Below are 15,570 nucleotides of genomic sequence, written 5' to 3'. Positions count from 1 at the left end.
TCATTCCTTCGCCGTGCGGCGCAATGCATTTCCAAACGAATAGTAGGGCATGGCCATCTGTGCGCCGATCAATGCGGCGGCACGATCCTCCGCGCTGCGACGAAGGGTGGCAGCTGCCGAGTCGAGGCTGGCTTCGCTGCCCAGCGCCGCCTCGCGCACATCGGCAGCGGTGGGGCGGACTTCCAGGGCAGGCAGGTCGACGACGCGGACGCCGTTGACGAAGGCGGGCACGCTGGCCAGGGCGGCAACACGGTCATCGAAGGAGCGCAGGGCGAACACGCTGGTTCCGGCGATGAGTACAGAGGCGGTCAGTGCGATGAGGTTCGGCGCTTTCATGGGACGACTCCGAGGACGTGCTGCCGGCGGGGCGCCGTGCAGGTGTTGATGTGGTTAGAGGGAAGCGACGACGGGGGCGGCGTCGGCGTAGACGACGATCGGGGCCAGGTTGGTGACCTTGCTGCCGTTGATGACGGCGATCGGGGCGGCCGAGGTGGAGGTGCTGCTGAAGACGGCCAGGCTGGCGACGGCGAGGGCGACGGAAGCGGCGACGGCGACGAGGTTCGGGGTTTTCATGGTGTTGCTCCTGCGGTGATGTGGGTGACCGGTGTTGTAGTGAACTATAACACCAGATTTTTAGTCGTCAAGCGGAATCGTCGGGATTCTTCTATGACTTGTGGCCTAGGCCGTGCCGCGCTGTGCTGGTGAGGTGGGCGGCGGGCACACGGTCTGATGCGGGTTAGGGGGAGAGGGTTTAAGGCAGGGTGGCGTTTGGGCGATCGGGAGGGTGTCGCGGGGATTTCGCGCACGTGCGTGCGCTCCTACGCGGCGACGGCGCACCGGCGCACCGGCGCACCGGCGCACCGGCGGAAGGGGCCGGAAAGGGAAGCGGCCGGCCCTGGTTGGGGCCGGCCGCGGTGGCGATCGGTGTGCGGGGCGCCCTGTGGGGCGCGGGGGTGGCTTAGAGTTCGGCGCGGAACTCGATGCCGACGACGCGCGGGTCGTTGACGAAGGCGGTGCGGTTGTTGAAGTCGATGCCGCCGGTGATCACCTTCTTGTTGGTGATGTTGCGGCCGTAGAGCGCGACCTCGCGCTTGCCGAAGTCCCAGTTGTAGCCGACGCGGATGCCGCCTTCGAGGAAGGGCTTGCTCTTGAACTCCGCCGAGTCGTACAGGAAGAAATTCACCTCGCTGCGGTAGTTCCAGTCGGTGTAGACGAAGAACTCGCCGCTTTCGCCATAGGGGATGCCGTAACGCGCGGTCCAGGTGCCGATCCACTTCGGCGCGTTGGGCAGCGTGTTGCCGTCGATCAGCGCGTTGCCGGCGAGGTTGAGCGGATCGAGCACGGTGCAGCCGCCGCCGCACGGGGCGATGGCCAGGTTGCGGTCCTTCAGCTCGGTGTGGTTATAGCTGCCGCCGGCGGTCATGTAGAACTGCGGGGTGAGGTAGGCCTCCAGGTCGAACTCGGCGCCGTAGCCTTCGGTCTTCTTCGCGTTGATCAGCTGCGTGACGTTGGTGGCACCCCCCACGGCGGTCAGCTGCTGGTTGTGCATGTTGTACTTGTAGATGTCCGCGTTGAAGCGCAGTTTCTGGTCGTCCGTGGTCGACTTGAAGCCCACTTCGTACGAGGTGATCGTCTCCGGCTTCGCGGTGGAGATGCTGTTGGCGAAGTTGATCCGGCCCTGCACGCTGGGCGCGCGGAAACCGTTGGCCACGCGCGCATAGATGTTGGCGTTCTTGGTCAGCTGCCAGGTGCCGGTCAGGTCGCCGCTCCAGCGCGAGTCGGTGGGGTCGGAGGTGAGCGGACCGACCGGGCCGGTGAAGCCCAGGAAACGCTCGGCACTGAACTCGCGCTTGTCGTGCGACCAGCGCGCGCCGGCACGCACGTCGAAGCTGTCGGTCACGTTGTAATCGGCCGAGCCGAACACCGCCCATGCCTTCGTGCGCTGGCTCTGGTCCACCCAGCCGTTGAGCACGTGGTTGTTCAGCGTGTCGTAGGAGAAATTGCTGATCGCGATGTCTTCGTCGAAGTAATAGGTGCCCACCTGCCACTTCAGCCGATCCGACGTGTCGTTGGACAGGCGGAATTCCTGAGTGATCTGGCGATCCTTCGGCAGCGCGTCGGCAGTTTCGGAGGGGAACGGCGTGACGCGGTTGGTGGCGCTGGCGCGTGCCGGGGTGCCGGACGCGTCGTAGCCGCCGTCGACATCGCCCAGGCTGTAGGTCGTGGCGCGCTCAAGGCCCGTGATCGAGGCGAAGTTGAGGTCGCCGAAGTGCCAGTTCAGGTGCAGGTTGCTGCCCCAGGTGAACAGGTGCTGCTTGTTGTCGCCATCCTGCGACACCGAATCGCGATCGAAGCCCGGCACGAACTGGTTGCTGCCCAGGGTGATGGCGTTGGCGCGGTTGACCATCGCGCTGCCGTCCAGCCAGCGGCCGTGCACGTTGATGAGGGCGTCGAAGTCCTCCGTGGCCTTGTACAGGGCCTGCAGGCGGATGGCGCGGTCGTTGTAGCCGCCCAGGTCGTCATTCTTGCCGGTGTAGTCGTTGTCGATCCAGCCGTCGCGGTGCTGGGCCACGGCGGACACGCGCCCGGACCAGCTGGAGCTCAGCTTGCCGCCCAGCGCGGCCTCGGCGTTGGCGGTGCCGTAGGAGCCGTACGAGACGCGCGCATAGCCCTCGGTTTCCTGCGTCGGCTTGCGCGATTCGAACTTGATCACGCCGGCCGGCGAGTTACGGCCGAACAACGTGCCCTGCGGACCGCGCAGCACTTCCACCTGCTCCAGGTCGAACAGCGGGAAGCCCTTCAGGATGGGGTTCTCCTGCACGATGTCGTCGTAGACCATCGACACGGGCTGCGAGGCGTTGAGGTCGAAATCGCTGTTGCCCAGGCCACGGACGTAGAAGCGCGGAAACTCGCGGCCGTACGACGTCTCGGCGTACACGCTGGGCGCGCGCGAGGCGAGTTGCAGCACGCCGTCGCCGGCCTGGCCGAAGGCCTCCAGCTTCTCGGCGGTCACCACCGTCATCGAGATGGGCACCTTCTGCAGGTCTTCCGTGCGCTTCTCCGCGGTGACGCTGATCGTCTGCAGCGTGGCGGTTTTGCCCGGCGTACCGGCAGGCGGTGCCGCGGGCGTGGCGTCCTGGGCGAAGGCCGGGCCGGCGCCGAGGGCGGCGGCGATGGACAGGGCAATGACGAGACGTCGCGACGGGCGCGTGCTTGCGAAGGACATGGTTTGGGTTCCGCCTGGGTGGAGCTGGGATGGAAGTGCCTCGCCGAATCCGTCGAGCCGATCCCCTGGCGAGGGCGCGTCGCCGCGAATTATCCCTTGTTACGTCCGCATGACGGAAGTGTTGCAGTGCGGAAATGCGTCATGTCGCAAGAAATCGCGCCGTGTCACGGAAGTGAAACCTGCCAACGATACCTTGCCGCCCGTCGAGCGTGAAAACGACGTTGGCAGCATGAAGCGTCTATATCGGCGACGTTTGAGCATTTTCTCAAGACTTTCGGAGCGGTGGCATGAAGAGACTTCCCCTGGCAGCGGCCTTCTGGACCCTGTGCGGTACCGCGGCTGCCGAAGGTGTGCCCGAGGCCGCCATCGAGTTGTACGTGGACATCGCGACGCGGCAGATTTTTGCCGAACCGGGTCCCGGGCGGACGCGACTGGGCAAGTTCGCCCAGGTGCAGGAGGGGGCGTCAACGGCCACGACCACGAGCGGGATGACGGCCGGTGCCGTCGCGGCTAACGGCACCGGCGGGTCGTCGGCGTCTGCATCGACGCAGGTGGCATCGGCAGGCAGCTCCGCCGGTGTGGCACCGGCTACAGGACATGCCAAGGCCCCCTCGTCCGCAAAGGCCTGGTACGACCGCATCGGCATCCGTGGCTACGTGCAGATGCGCTACAACCAGGAGCTCGGCGACGACGCGAAGGACCTGAAGTCACCCGGCGACCGCTACATCGGGCGTGAGCAGGGCTTCGGCATCCGTCGTGCTCGCGTGGTCATCAGCGGCGATGTCACCGACCGGATGTCGATCTACATCCAGCCCGACCTTGCCAGCACGCCGTCGGGTTCGAGCACCGGCAATTTCGCCCAGCTGCGTGATGCCTACGCGGACCTGTGGCTCGACAAGGACAAGACCTTCCGCATCCGTGCGGGCCAGTCGAAGATCCCCTACGGCTGGGAAGACCTCCAGTCGAGCCAGAACCGCCTCGCCCTGGATCGCGCCGATGCGCTCAACTCCGGCGTGCGCGACGAGCGCGACCTGGGCGTGTTCTTCTACTGGACACCGAAAGAGATCAAGGAACGCTACGCCTACCTCGTGAAATCCGGCCTCAAGGGCTCGGGTGACTACGGCGTGTTCGGCGTCGGCGTGTACAACGGGCAGGGCGCCAACCGACCCGACCGCAACGACCAGCTGCACTCGGTCATCCACGTGTCCTACCCGTTCAAGTTCGCCAACGGCCAGTTCCTCGAAGTGGGCGCGGATGCCTACACCGGCCGCTACAAGGTCAGCACCGCCGCGGCGACGATCGACGGCCGTACCTTCACGCCGTCGGTGGATGCACCGGTGGCGGGCTCAGTCGATCGTCGTGTCGCCGCGCACGTCGTGTACTACCCGCAGCCGTTCGGCTTCCAGGCGGAATGGACGGTGGGCAAGGGGCCGGAACTGGATGTCGCGCGGCGCACCGTGCGCACGAAGTCGCTGCGTGGCGGCTACGCGCAGGTGATGTACAAGTTCGACGGCGACGCGTATGGCTCGCTGATCCCGTACGTGAAGTGGCAGACCTACCGTGGCGCGGCCAAGTTCGACACCAACGCACCCAGGATGTCGGTGGACGAGACGGAAGCCGGCATCGAGTGGCAGCCGTCCAGCGCCGTGGAACTGGCCGTGGCCTGGGCCAACATGCGCCGCACCGATGTCACGGCAGCCCCGTATCCACGCATCGACGGGCAGTTGTTGCGGGTGCAGTTGCAGGTGAATTATTAGGCGGTAGGGGCGTGGAATCGCCCACATCGTGGGCTCCTACATGATCGCCGGACCTGGGGGGAATCGCCCACATCGTGGGCTCCTACAAACGATGCGACGTGGCATGCGGTTGTAGGAGCCCACGATGTGGGCGATTTCTAACGCGGGCAATTCCTCACTTCTTTGCCTGCGAACGCTCCCGCGCCGCCTTGAATTCGCTCCCGTCCTTCCATTCCGGCCACAGGTCGCTGTCCGCCAGCTTCTCACCCAGCGCGTAGAACGCCTTGACGTTCTGGATCACGCCGTCGAAGTTCCAGCGCATGTCGTAGACATCGGTGGGCTGGTGGTAGCGGTGAGCGTTGTAGTCCTCCGCGGCCGCCTTGCCGGCGGCCTTGCCGCCCTCAACCAGGTCGATGCCTCCGCCGGCGGCCAGTGCCGGCACGCCGGCCTTGGCGAAGTTGAAGTGGTCGGACCGGAAGTAGTGACCCTTCTCCGGCGTGTCGTCGCCGCTGATCACGCGACCGTCGGCTTTGAGTACGTCGGCGAACAGGTCTTCCAGCGTGCCCTGGCCCAGGCCCGTCACTTCCATGTCCTTCGTGGGCCCGGTGATCGGCAGCGCATCCATGTTGATGTCGGCCACCGTCTTCGCCAGCGGGAACGGTGGGTGCGCGACGTAGTACTGCGAGCCGAGCAGGCCGGATTCCTCCATGGTCACCGCGGCGAACACCACGCTGCGTTTCGGTTTGTCCTGGGCGAACTTACCCGCGATCTCCAGCAGCGCGGCCACCCCCGTGCCGTTGTCGATCGCGCCGTTGTAGATGGCGTGTCCGGGCAGTGCCGGGTCGTGGCCCAGGTGGTCCCAGTGCGCGGTGTAGACGATCGCCTCATCGGGGGAGTCGGTGCCCTTGACCATGCCGATCACGTTGTTGCTCAGCGAGTGCGCGATGGTGCTGTCCAGTTGGATCGACGCCTTGGCCTCCAGCGGCACGGCCTTGAAGCCGCGTACATCGGCCTGTCGGGCGAGGTCGTCGAAGTTCTTTCCGGCCTTGGCGAACAGGCGCTGCGCCGCCTCGTGGGTCAGCCAGCCAGCGACCGGCAGGCGCGGGGCCGGGGATTCGTCCTCGGGCAGATCCAGGCGCGGCATGGTCCAGCTGCTCTGCACCACGTTCCAGCCGTAGGCGGCCGGCTCGGTCTGGTGGACGATGAACGCCGCGGCCGCACCCTGGCGGGCGGCTTCCTCGAACTTGTAAGTCCAGCGGCCGTAGTAGGTCATCTCGCGACCCTTGAACAGCTTCGGGTTGTTCGCGTTCCAGCCCGGGTCGTTGACCAGGATGATGACGGTCTTGCCCTTGACGTCCATGCCGTCGAAATCGTTCCACTGGGCCTCGGGAGCGTCCACGCCGTAGCCGACGAAGACGATGTCGGAGTCCTTGAGGTCCACGTCGGATTTGGCTTGCAGGGTGCCGGCGACCATGTCTTTGCCGAAGGCGAAGGCTTCCTTGCCGCCACCCTCGGCGACGTCGAGGGTCAGGGTATCCTGGCGGTTCAGGGTGGTGGAGACGGCCGGCACGGTTTGCAGCCAGTCGCCCTTGTTACCCGGTTCCAGGCCCATCCGCTTGAACTGGCTGACAATGTAGTTGGTGGTCAGCCGCTCACCCAGCGTGCCCGGCTTGCGCCCGTCGTACTCGTCCGAGGACAGCGTCCGCAGGTGGGAGGCGAAATCGCCCCCCGTGATTTCGGGGCTGAACTCATGGTGTTCATTGGCCACCGCCGGCAGTGGGGGCGGCGGCGACGTGGTGGCGCGGGCCGGGGCCGCCGGGGGCGTCGCGGCGGCCTTGTCCTCGTCGTGGGAGTGGCAGGCGGCCAGGGTGAGGGCGGTCAGGCAGGCGAGAGCGAGTCGACGCATCGTCGGGCAGTCCCGGTAGCGGAAGTGGCCCCTGAGTGTAGCCGCATCCCCGGGCCTGTCGTCCCGGCGCCTACGTGGTCATAATGGAACGTTTGCCGTCACGGAAACCTCCTCATGCGCATCGGCATCGATTTCGGTACCAGTTATTCCGCCGCCGCCGCGGTGGTCGACGGCCAGCTCGAGCTGGTCCGCTTCGGCGACGCCCAGCAGTTCCGCACGGCGGTGTTCTTTCCCGAGGTGGTGCCGAACGTCGACGACTTCGTGCTGACCCCGCTGCTGGAAGCGCAGGTGGACGCTTTCGTGCGCGCCACCCGTGCGGACGAGCGTCAGGCCGGCCGCACGCCGCGTTCGGATCGCGACCTGCGCCGCGATGCGATCCGCGTCGTGCGCCGGCAGTGGATGGAAGAGCGTACGCGCGAGGCGTCCGCGTCCGTGGCCAGCTTCCAGGACGCGCTGTTCGGCGAGGAAGCGGTGGAGGCCTACCTGGAAGAAGGCTCCGGCAACCTGATCGAGTCGCCCAAGTCGATGTTCGGCTACAAGCTGGACCCGCGCGTGCGCAAGACGATCGTCAGCATCGCGGCGCACATCCTGGAGCACGTGCGGCTGGTGGCCACCCGTCAGTTCGGCACGCCGGTGCGCGAGGCGGTGATCGGTCGGCCCGTGGAGTTTCGCAGCTCGATGGGCCCGGCCGGCGGCGAGCAGGCCCTGTCGATCCTGCGCGAGGCGGCCGGCATCGCCGGTTTCGACGCGGTCGATTTCCTGGAGGAACCGGCCGCGGCGGCCATGCATTACCACCTCTCCCTGGGCGAGCGGCAGCGCGCGATCATCGTCGATATCGGCGGTGGCACCACGGACGTCGCCTACGCGGAGCTCGGGGCAGGGCGGACACCGATCATGCACCGCAGCTGGGGGCTGCCCCGGGGCGGCACGGATCTGGACGTGGGCGTTAGCCTGCACAGCTTCATGCCCCTGTTCGGCAAGGACATCACGGGCGTACCCGTGCACCATTTCGTGGAGGCCGCCAGCGTCCACAACCTGCCGAAGCAGCGCGAGTTCCGCAAGCAGGACTACCGCTTTGTGGACGAGCCGTTCCGGTCGCGCCTCCAGGCGTTGCAGGGAACCGGTTCGACCACGCGACTCAACCAGTCCGCCGAGCGGGTCAAGATCGGTCTGTCGATGCAGGACGCGACCACCGCCGCGCTGGATTTTATCGAGGCAGGTCTGCAGATCCATGCCGTTTCGGCGGATTTCGACGCTGCGTCTGAAGATTTCCTCGACCGCATGGGGCGACTGCTACGCGACGCCGGCGCCGATCTGGACGAGGCCCCCGCGAGCGTCTTTCTCACCGGTGGCACGTCGCGCTCGCCGCAGGTGCGCGCGCGGGTTGGCGCGAGCTTCCCGGGGGTGCCCGTCGTGCATGGCGATCCATCGCTCGGCGTAGTCGCGGGCCTGGCTCAAGCGGCACTTTTGCCAATTTCATCAAAAGCTTGAGCGGTCGTTATGCCGATTCGGCAAATTCACACTTCGCTGGCCTTTTTTGCCCTACATGAGTAGTTATATGTCCTGACATCGTCATCCCCGATATGGGTGAGCACGGGTCGAGGGGGATTCGGCGGGTGGGCAAAGTGCCTGCCCCTGGAACGTGGGGGTTGAACAGATGACTAAGAAAAATCACCCGGGAGAGCCGACATGAGTCGTCTCACGGATGCACAGGGGCTTGAAGATTACGACCTCGTCACGCTCGGCGCCGCGCTGGGAGTGTGCGATGTCGACCTGCTGACGTTGAGCCCGGCGCGCCCTCGCGCCGCGCTGTCGACAAAGACCCACGACGGGGTCACCTATGTCACCGCGCACATCGATTTCGACGTGCGCGGGGCACTGACCGTGCCCGAAGACGCCTGCATGCTGGTGTACCTGCACGAGGCTGGCGAGCGCAGCTGGTGCCAGGGCATCAGCGTGGAGTCGGAGATGGCGGTGACGCTGCTGCGCGGCACACCCACCGATTTCATGTTCGAGCGCGGTACCCGGTTCACCCTGGTGGTGGCGCCGTATGCCCGCTTCCGCTCGCGGTTCCTGGCGTCCGACCATGCCGACGTGGACATGGCCGCCCAGCGCTTGAGGCTTTTCTCAGTTACCTCGGATCACCTGAAGCGGGCCTACCGGCAGATCGCGGAACGCGTGCGCGAGCCGGTCGATACGGCTTTCGGCCCCGTGGAAGACCTGCTCGACGAGCACATCCGTGTGGCCCTGGGCTCGTCCTCGGAAGACCGACCGGTGGCCTCGCGCGGTCGCCGTGCGCATTACCAGGTGATGCGCCGCGCGGAACGCTTCATGCGAGCGAACCTGCGCCGCGATATCTACTCGCAGGAGCTGTGCCAGGCCGCCGGCGCGAGCGAGCGTGGCCTGCGCTACGCCTTCGACGACCTGCTGGGCATTCCGCCCAACCGTTACCTGGCCATGCTGCGCCTGTGCACCGCGCATCGCAGCCTGGTCACGGCCGAAGCCGGACGTCGTTCGGTCAAGTCGGTGGCGCTCAGCTGCGGCATGTGGGATCTCTCACGGTTTGCGGAAAAGTACCGCAGCGTCTTCGGCGAGCAACCGCGGGAAACGCTGACCCGCAGCGCGCCCGCCGAAGAGCTCACCGCGGCCGAGGAATACGACGGCTGGTAGGGGTCGCCGCGGGTGTCGGGAAGGCTTCCCGCCCATTTCGGGTTGCCTTCCTGACGGCGTAGAGGTATTGGTAGGGGCGTCCTTACCTTGCCTCCCATGCCGAAACGACTCGATATACGACTCATCGCTCCCTCGGGATATGCGGAAGACCGCGCTGCCGGCCAGCGCGGAATCGAACGTCTCCAGGCCGCCGGCCACACCATTGTGGGCATCGACGTGCTCGACCGGGTCTGCCTGCGCTTCGCCGGCAGCGACACTGCGCGCGCCGATGAAATCAACCGCCTTGCCGAGCCCGGCCGTCCGCTGCCGGACATCGTCATGGCCACCTGCGGGGGCTACGGGGCCATCGCGCTACTGGACCGGCTCGACTACGCGGGACTGGCCGCGCGCTTTGCCGATGCCTCCTGCGCGCTGGTGGGCCACGGCGATTTCACCGTCATGCAATGCGCCCTGCTGGCGCGCAGCGGGATCGGCTCGTTCCACGGGCCAATGCTGCTGCAAGATTTCGGTGCGCCTTACCTGCGCGAAAGCACCTGGCGCGAGTTCTGGCAGACCGTGCTGGCGCCGCGGGCAGATTTCACCTGGAGCTGCCCGGACAGCCAGACCGACCTGCGGGCCAGCGGCGTGCTCTGGGGCGGCAACCTGTCGTCGCTGTGCAGCCTCACCGGCACCGGCTACCTGCCCGATATCGACGGCGGCATCCTCTACATCGAGGAAAGCGGCGAGCAGGCCTATCGCATCGAGAGGATGCTCTACGAGCTGAAGCTGGCCGGCGTCATCGATCGCCAGTCGGCCATTCTGATCGGCAGCCTCGGCGGCCACCGGGTAAGCGAATATGACAACGGCTACGACATGGAACATGCGCTGGATCGCTTCGCCGCCGTGTCCGAGGCACCGCTGGTGCGCGGGCTCCGGTTCGGCCATGGGCCGGACAAGGTCACCTTGCCCTTCGGCGCGAACGCCGAACTGCGTGTCGTCGACGGTGAAGCCACGCTCTCCGCCCGCGATTACCGCTACGCGGGCGAAGATACGCGGGAAGGCGAGGCCTAGGACAACGCGGTGACCTGGGTGGCGCCGATCACGCCGATGAAGACGACGGACAGCATCCAGAACCGCGTGGGGTCTCGCCACACGCACACGCCCAGGCAGACCAGTCCCAGCACGCAGGACACGATGCCGGCAGCCGTGAGGCCCACCGCGACCAGTGATGGATCGCCGCCGCCGGAAGCGATCAGCATCGGGCGGAAGATGGCATACCAGGCAAGCACCAGGCAGGCACCGCCGACGATGCCGAGCAGCCAGTTGGCGGGATGGTGTTTCGGCAGCATGTTGATGCCGAGGAAGATCGCGAGAACGGCGACAGCGAAAACGACGAGCAACAAGGCCATGCAGTAACCCCTTTGTCTTTGTCGTGGCCGGCGATCCCCATCGCCAGGCCGTTTCCCGAGCATGGCCCATTCCCACGCGCAGGTCATGCTGCGGCGCAGGAGGGGCGTTTCGTCGGCCCAGCGGCCGTTTCGTCGGATTCGCCTTCGGCACGTGGCGTGCGCGTCGTATGCTCGCCCCACTTTCAGGACGGGGTACGCACGATGGGAAAGCGCATGAGCATCCGGTTTCTCGGTCGCATCGTGATGGCGTGGATCGCTGCGCTTTGCGTGCTGGAGGTGGTGTGGAGCAATGTGGGCTGGCACGACGATCTGCCGTTGCTGTTCTCCCTCGCGTGGTTCGTCGGCTTGTTGATCGCCCTGGGGCGCGGCGTCACGCATCTGTACCGTGTGCGCACCATCGCCGGACGGCTGGATACCGAGACCCTGTCCAATCGCCAGCGACGCCGTGTCGAAGTGCCTTACGCAGCCGATGAAGCTTACGAGATCGTCGAAAGCGTGGTGCGCGATCTGCTGCATGTCCACGATGTGTCGGCCACACGTGCCGGGCTGAGGGTACGGGCGATCATTCGCGAGCCCGATCACGAGCGGCCGCGCTTCCGTGGCCGCCGGCTTCCGCGGCTTCCGTTCGACCTGAACACCCGAATCACCGCCACCGTGACACCGGTCGATGGCTCGTGCAGCGTCATGTTCGTGTGCGAGCCGGATGCGGGTGCCTGGACGGACTGGTTCAATCCCGACGGCGGCGCGTCGCTGGAATATGCGGAAACCCTGGTACGTTCCACCACCCAGCGGCTGGCGGAACGACGCAACCGCGAGCGGGCCGACGTGCGCCAGACGACCATGGAGAAGGAGCTGACCGCGGCGCAGCTCGGGCTGCTGCAGGCACAGGTGGAGCCACATTTCCTCTACAACACGCTGGCCAGCGCACAGGAGCTGGTGCGCACCGATCCGGCCCGTGCCGACCGCATGCTTGGTCACCTCATCGATTACCTGCGCCGCTCGCTGCCACGCACCGACGGCTCGCTGTCGACGGTAGGCCAGGAACTGGAACGGTCCACCGCGTGGCTGGAGATCATGAAACTGCGCATGGGCGAGCGCCTCCTCGTGCACGTGGACGTGCCGGACGACCTGCGCGATACGCCGATGCCGTCGATGATGTTGCAGACCCTGGTCGAGAACGCGATCAAGCATGGCCTGGAACCGAAACCCGGCGGCGGCGGCGTCTGGATTCGTGCCGGCATCGATGGTGCGTCGCTGGCGCTCACGGTGGCCGACGACGGCCTGGGTTTCCGCAGCGAAGGGGCGGGCACCGGCATCGGTCTGCGTAACCTGCGCGAACGCCTGCGCCTGACCTATGGCGCCGCCGCCAGCTTCGCCATCGGCAACAATTTTCCCAACGGTGTGGCAGCGACCCTCACGCTGCCGGTGAAAGGAGCGTTCGATCATGCCTAAGTGCATCGTTGCCGAGGACGAGAAACTGCTTGCCACCGCGTTGCAGCGTGAGCTGGCCGCGGCCTGGCCGGAGCTGGAGGTGGTAGCGGTGTGCGAGGACGGCGGCGAGGCCCTGGAGGCCATCGCGACGCATCGCCCGGACGTGGCCTTCCTCGATATCCGCATGCCCGGCCTGACCGGCATGGAGGTAGCCGCGGCGGCCGCCGATGCCAGCCCCGCGACACTGGTGGTGTTCGTCACGGCCTACGACCAATACGCCGTGGATGCGTTCGAACGCGGCGCCGTGGACTACCTGCTCAAGCCGGTGGTCGGCCAGCGACTGGGGCAGACCGTGGCCCGGCTGCGCAGCCGGCTGGCGGACGATGCGGAAAAACATGCCCGCCGCACCGGCGACGTGGCTCGCGACCTGATCGCGCGCTTCGACGAACCCGCGGCCGAACCGTTGACCTGGATCACCGCCGGTGCGGGCAAGGCCACGCGCCTGATCCTGGTGGACGACGTGATCTATTTCCGCGCCGATAACAAGTACACGCTGCTGGCCACGGCCGAGGGCGACGCGCTGGTGTCGCGTCCCATCCGCGACCTGCTGCGCCAGCTGGACTCGCGCACGTTCCGGCAGATCCACCGGTCCACCATCGTCAACCTGCGCCAGGTGGCTTCCGTGGAACGCGACGACAGCGGCAAGGGCTGCCTTCGCCTGCGCGGGCGACCGGAAACCCTCAGTGTCAGCCAGCCGTTCATGGCCATCTTCCGGGCCATGTGACCCAAGGAGTATCGCCATGCGACTGTTACTCGCCATCGTCTATTGCTTCATGAACCTGGCCGGCTGCACAGACGCGCAGAACCGCAGCCTGGTGATGACGGCCAGCGACAACGGCCACGTGACGCTCGACAGCCGCACGGACGTGCGCATGGGGCGGGCGCGTTTCGCCTGCGCGGCCAGCGACACGGGGCAGTGCCACTACACCGTCTTCGACGGTGCGAACGCGGTGCGTACGTTTGCCCTCGCCGTGCGCGAGGAACGGCTGGTGGATCGTTTGCCCGGCGGATTTTCCGTGTGCGTCACGCGGCAGCCGGGCGCCGTGACGCCCGGCTGCAAGCCGGCCTGATCGGCCGACTATCGACTAGGGCGTGCTACGCGGCACCACGGTGAAGGTGATCTTCGACGGATGCGTGGCATCGTGGTGCACGGCGTTGTGCGCGATGACCCCGCTGGCCTCGTCGTAGTTGTTGCCGCCGGTGTTGAGGTTGCGGTCGAAACGCGGGAAGTTGCTGCTGGAAATCGCCACGCGCAGTTTGTGTCCCGGATAGAACAGGTTACTGGTGTCGATCGGCTGGAAGGTCACCTTGTACACCTCGCCGTCCTTCATCCACACCGGCGGCTTGTCGTAGCCCTCGCGGTAACGCATGCGCTGGATGTTCTCGGTGAGGTTGAAGGCCTTGCCGTCGGTGCCCACGTCCATCACCTTGAAGGTGAAGTCGGTGTCCTTCGCGTCGGAGGAGACATACAGCGTGACCGTGATCGGGCCGCTGACTTCCGTGGCCTCCTTGAACGGCTCGGAGTCGTACACCAGGATGTCGTTGCGGGCCAGCTGCGGGTTCTGGTCGAACGAGCCGAACTTCACCGCGGTGCCCTGGCAGCAACCGCCCCCGCCGAGCGTGGTCACCGGGTTCATCGGGTCGTAGACGAAGCGGTCCGGCTGGTCCGTGCCGCCGGCCGCGGCCACCAGCTTGCCATCGCCGTAGAGCGTGTTGGCCTTGCCGCCGCTGGTGAGGAAGAGGTCGCGCGGGGTCGCGTTGGCCGGTGGCCACGTGGCCGAGTCGTGCCACTTGTTCTCGCCCATGACGTAGTACATCACCTTGGGCTGCTTATCGACGACGGGGCTGTCCACGCCCTTGAGGAACTTGTCGAACCAGCCGAACACCAGCGACTCGTAGTCGAAGCGCGCATCGCCCACGTCGAGGTCGCCGATCATCGTATGCTCGGTGGCGCGGGTGAACCCGCAGTGCAGCGAAGGCGCGATGATCGCGTACTGCTGATCGGCGACCTCCTTCGAGGCCGTGGCACGCACGCGGTTGTACGCGGCCAGGTTGGGCGACACGGACACGTCGAACCAGCTCATGAACCACAGGCCGGGCCGGTCGATCTTCATGTTCTCGTGCCACAGGCCGCCCTTGTACCAGGCGGGGCTGTTGGGCGTGCGCGCGATCATGTTGCCGCCGGTCGGCACGTCCATGGCGTCGGCGAAGATGCCCTTGGGCCCGTCGACCGCCTTGAGGATGTCTTTCTCGGGCAGGTGCCAGAACGCCTTGTCCCAGTCCACCGGCGGCATCTGCGGGTCCAGGTCGAACGCCTTGGACGCGCGGATCAGGTCCGCCTGCGAAGTGTTGGTGGGAAACATCGGCCGCACCTGGTTCTGTTCGCCGTAGATCCATGCCTGGAACAGCATCTGCACCGCGCCGCCGCGGAACCAGTTGCCCTGCTCGTAGAACGGGCCGACCCGGCCGACGCCGGCACCGAAGCCCTGCACGTTGAAGGCGGCCAGGCCGGGCTCGTTTTGCGCGACGACGGCCATCTGCCATTCCGCCGTGGACGAGCACCCGGTGGTGCCCACCTTGCCGTTGGACCACGGCTGTGAGGTCATCCAGCGCACGGCGTCCACACCGTCGCTCACGGGTGCGCCGAGGATTTCGTAGTTGCCCTCGGAGAAGTAGTGGCCGCGCTCGTTCATGTCGACGTACGCGTAACCGTGCTTCACCGCCGTCAGCTGCCGGCTCATGTCGCTGGGCGCACCGAGCTTCACGTCCCAGAAATTGAAGTTGTAGGGCGTGCGCACGAAGATCGTCGGCACCTTGCCCGTGGCGTTCTTCGGTCGATAGACGTCTGCCGCCATGCGCTTGCCGTCACGCATCTTCACCATCACCTTGCGATCCACCACGGCCACGGCCTCGAGCTGTCGCTCGATATCCTCGCGCTTGGCGATCGTCGCCTTCTGTTCCGGCGTCAGTACCTGCTGCGCGGCGACGGGACCGGCCACGAGGGCAAGGCAACAAGCCGCCAGCACGACCGACGAGCCGGTCATAAGGGGACGAAGGGCAGGGCGCGTGGTCAGCATCAGGCGACATCTTTTTTCAGGGACGGTTCATCGAGTCTGACAAAACACGCCCCCCGCGACAATGCCACCGATAACC

Annotated in this window: 13 protein-coding genes; 7 read left to right on the top strand and 6 right to left on the bottom strand. The window is 66.4% G+C overall.

Annotated elements, in window-relative coordinates; genetic code table 11:
* The 3 genes from FA89_RS16550 to FA89_RS16540 all read right to left on the bottom strand — a co-directional run bounded on the left by FA89_RS16550 (position 1) and on the right by FA89_RS16540 (position 3,226).
* Positions 1–336, bottom strand: coding sequence for a hypothetical protein (locus tag FA89_RS16550; protein ID WP_036142346.1), 336 nt, complete (start codon positions 334–336; stop codon positions 1–3).
* Between the two features lie 54 nt (positions 337–390).
* Positions 391–573, bottom strand: a complete 183-nt coding sequence (locus tag FA89_RS16545) for a hypothetical protein (RefSeq protein ID WP_036142345.1) — start codon at positions 571–573, stop codon at positions 391–393.
* 385 nt (positions 574–958) lie between these two features.
* A complete protein-coding gene (locus FA89_RS16540; RefSeq protein WP_036142343.1) occupies positions 959–3,226 on the bottom strand; it encodes a TonB-dependent receptor in 2,268 nt (755 codons plus the stop codon).
* 287 nt (positions 3,227–3,513) lie between these two features.
* Between FA89_RS16540 and FA89_RS16535 the strand changes: the two genes are divergently transcribed.
* Positions 3,514–4,983 (top strand): porin, encoded by a 1,470-nt coding sequence (locus FA89_RS16535; protein WP_036142340.1) that lies wholly within the window; start codon positions 3,514–3,516, stop codon positions 4,981–4,983.
* A 154-nt stretch (positions 4,984–5,137) separates the two neighbouring features.
* On the opposite strand, the gene FA89_RS16530 is transcribed toward FA89_RS16535, so the two are convergent.
* Positions 5,138–6,868 carry a M28 family metallopeptidase gene (locus FA89_RS16530; protein WP_036144666.1) on the bottom strand — a complete coding sequence of 577 codons (1,731 nt, stop codon included), beginning with the start codon at positions 6,866–6,868 and terminating at the stop codon, positions 5,138–5,140.
* Positions 6,869–6,982: 114 nt separating this feature from the next.
* Here FA89_RS16530 and FA89_RS16525 point away from each other — a divergent pair, with 114 nt between their 5' ends.
* The 3 genes from FA89_RS16525 (at position 6,983) to FA89_RS16515 (ending at position 10,588) form a co-directional block, all read left to right on the top strand.
* On the top strand, positions 6,983–8,359 hold the full coding sequence (locus FA89_RS16525; RefSeq protein WP_036142337.1) for an Hsp70 family protein: 1,377 nt from the start codon (positions 6,983–6,985) through the stop codon (positions 8,357–8,359).
* Between the two features lie 198 nt (positions 8,360–8,557).
* Positions 8,558–9,538 (top strand): helix-turn-helix domain-containing protein, encoded by a 981-nt coding sequence (locus FA89_RS16520; RefSeq protein ID WP_036142334.1) that lies wholly within the window; start codon positions 8,558–8,560, stop codon positions 9,536–9,538.
* A 96-nt stretch (positions 9,539–9,634) separates the two neighbouring features.
* Positions 9,635–10,588 carry an LD-carboxypeptidase gene (locus FA89_RS16515; protein ID WP_051938895.1) on the top strand — a complete coding sequence of 318 codons (954 nt, stop codon included), beginning with the start codon at positions 9,635–9,637 and terminating at the stop codon, positions 10,586–10,588.
* On the opposite strand, the gene FA89_RS16510 is transcribed toward FA89_RS16515, so the two are convergent.
* Complete coding sequence (locus FA89_RS16510) at positions 10,585–10,926, bottom strand: hypothetical protein (RefSeq protein WP_036142332.1); 342 nt, start codon at positions 10,924–10,926, stop codon at positions 10,585–10,587. The two genes, FA89_RS16515 and FA89_RS16510, sit on opposite strands and share 4 nt — an antisense overlap.
* Before the next feature lie 213 nt (positions 10,927–11,139).
* On the opposite strand from FA89_RS16510, the gene FA89_RS16505 reads away from it, so the two are divergent.
* From FA89_RS16505 to FA89_RS16495, 3 genes are read left to right on the top strand one after another with little or no spacing between them, the layout of a single operon-like run.
* Positions 11,140–12,378, top strand: a complete 1,239-nt coding sequence (locus FA89_RS16505) for a sensor histidine kinase (protein ID WP_185754438.1) — start codon at positions 11,140–11,142, stop codon at positions 12,376–12,378.
* Positions 12,371–13,141 carry a LytR/AlgR family response regulator transcription factor gene (locus FA89_RS16500; protein WP_036142326.1) on the top strand — a complete coding sequence of 257 codons (771 nt, stop codon included), beginning with the start codon at positions 12,371–12,373 and terminating at the stop codon, positions 13,139–13,141. Before FA89_RS16505 ends, FA89_RS16500 begins: the two co-directional genes overlap by 8 nt.
* A 16-nt stretch (positions 13,142–13,157) precedes the next feature.
* The gene (locus FA89_RS16495) at positions 13,158–13,487 is read left to right on the top strand and encodes a hypothetical protein (protein WP_036142325.1); all 330 of its coding nucleotides are present in this window, start codon (positions 13,158–13,160) and stop codon (positions 13,485–13,487) included.
* 15 nt (positions 13,488–13,502) lie between these two features.
* On the opposite strand, the gene FA89_RS16490 is transcribed toward FA89_RS16495, so the two are convergent.
* Positions 13,503–15,494, bottom strand: a complete 1,992-nt coding sequence (locus tag FA89_RS16490) for a CocE/NonD family hydrolase (protein WP_221174336.1) — start codon at positions 15,492–15,494, stop codon at positions 13,503–13,505.
* Between the last annotated feature and the right edge of the window lie 76 nt (positions 15,495–15,570).

Origin of the sequence: Luteibacter sp. 9135 (assembly GCF_000745005.1) — a bacterium.
Classification (GTDB): domain Bacteria; phylum Pseudomonadota; class Gammaproteobacteria; order Xanthomonadales; family Rhodanobacteraceae; genus Luteibacter.
The sequence above is the reverse complement of the archived record's forward strand: the minus strand, read 5'-3'. Positions and strand labels throughout refer to the sequence as shown.

What these genes read in the sequence shown, in the direction of transcription:
- FA89_RS16550 (WP_036142346.1), bottom strand. Translation starts at nt 336, where the DNA reads ATGAAAGCGCCGAACCTCATCGCACTGACCGCCTCTGTACTCATCGCC.
- FA89_RS16545 (WP_036142345.1), bottom strand. Translation starts at nt 573, where the DNA reads ATGAAAACCCCGAACCTCGTCGCCGTCGCCGCTTCCGTCGCCCTCGCC.
- FA89_RS16540 (WP_036142343.1), bottom strand. Translation starts at nt 3,226, where the DNA reads ATGTCCTTCGCAAGCACGCGCCCGTCGCGACGTCTCGTCATTGCCCTG.
- FA89_RS16535 (WP_036142340.1), top strand. Translation starts at nt 3,514, where the DNA reads ATGAAGAGACTTCCCCTGGCAGCGGCCTTCTGGACCCTGTGCGGTACC.
- FA89_RS16530 (WP_036144666.1), bottom strand. Translation starts at nt 6,868, where the DNA reads ATGCGTCGACTCGCTCTCGCCTGCCTGACCGCCCTCACCCTGGCCGCC.
- FA89_RS16525 (WP_036142337.1), top strand. Translation starts at nt 6,983, where the DNA reads ATGCGCATCGGCATCGATTTCGGTACCAGTTATTCCGCCGCCGCCGCG.
- FA89_RS16520 (WP_036142334.1), top strand. Translation starts at nt 8,558, where the DNA reads ATGAGTCGTCTCACGGATGCACAGGGGCTTGAAGATTACGACCTCGTC.
- FA89_RS16515 (WP_051938895.1), top strand. Translation starts at nt 9,635, where the DNA reads ATGCCGAAACGACTCGATATACGACTCATCGCTCCCTCGGGATATGCG.
- FA89_RS16510 (WP_036142332.1), bottom strand. Translation starts at nt 10,926, where the DNA reads ATGGCCTTGTTGCTCGTCGTTTTCGCTGTCGCCGTTCTCGCGATCTTC.
- FA89_RS16505 (WP_185754438.1), top strand. Translation starts at nt 11,140, where the DNA reads ATGAGCATCCGGTTTCTCGGTCGCATCGTGATGGCGTGGATCGCTGCG.
- FA89_RS16500 (WP_036142326.1), top strand. Translation starts at nt 12,371, where the DNA reads ATGCCTAAGTGCATCGTTGCCGAGGACGAGAAACTGCTTGCCACCGCG.
- FA89_RS16495 (WP_036142325.1), top strand. Translation starts at nt 13,158, where the DNA reads ATGCGACTGTTACTCGCCATCGTCTATTGCTTCATGAACCTGGCCGGC.
- FA89_RS16490 (WP_221174336.1), bottom strand. Translation starts at nt 15,494, where the DNA reads ATGCTGACCACGCGCCCTGCCCTTCGTCCCCTTATGACCGGCTCGTCG.